Raw genomic sequence first — 693 nt, forward strand, 5'->3', positions numbered from 1 at the left:
CTATCAGCTGTCCTCCTGTTCTAGCTACTGACGGGTGGTGAGTAACGGCAAAAGCACTCCGGACATCAGCGCTATCTCTGCTCTCACTGCCGTAAAACATGGCAACTGCAGTTCACTTACACCGCTTCTCAACCCGGTACGCACCAGAAAATCATTGATATGGCCATGAATGGTGTTGGATGCCGGGCAACCGCCCGCATTATGGGCGTTGGCCTCAACACGATTTTACGTCACTTAAAAAACTCAGGCCGCAGTCGGTAACCTCGCGCATACAGCCGGGCAGTGATGTGATTGTCTGCGCTGAAATGGACGAACAGTGGGGCTACGTCGGTGCTAAATCACGTCAGCGCTGGCTGTTTTACGCGTATGACAGGATACGGAGGACGATTGTGGCGCACGTCTTCGGTGAACGCACTCTGGCCACACTGGAGCGACTTCTGAGCCTGCTGTCGGCCTTTGAGGTCGTGGTATGGATGACGGATGGCTGGCCGCTGTATGAATCCCGCCTGAAGGGAAAGCTGCACGTTATCAGCAAGCGTTACACTCAGCGCATTGAGCGACATAACCTGAATCTGAGACAACATCTGGCAAGGCTGGGACGGAAGTCACTGTCGTTCTCAAAATCGGTGGAGCTGCATGACAAGGTCATCGGGCATTATCTGAACATAAAACACTATCAGTAAGTTGGAGTCA

The 693-nt window shown here is 53.0% G+C and carries 1 pseudogene; it reads left to right on the plus strand.

Annotated elements, in window-relative coordinates:
• Nucleotides 1-7 precede the first annotated feature (7 nt).
• Nucleotides 8-683: pseudogene (locus HMPREF1024_RS0127990) on the plus strand (IS1 family transposase).
• The last annotated feature ends 10 nt before the right edge of the window (nucleotides 684-693 follow it).

The organism is Klebsiella sp. 4_1_44FAA (genome assembly GCF_000238715.1).
GTDB classification, from domain to species: domain Bacteria; phylum Pseudomonadota; class Gammaproteobacteria; order Enterobacterales; family Enterobacteriaceae; genus Klebsiella; species Klebsiella pneumoniae.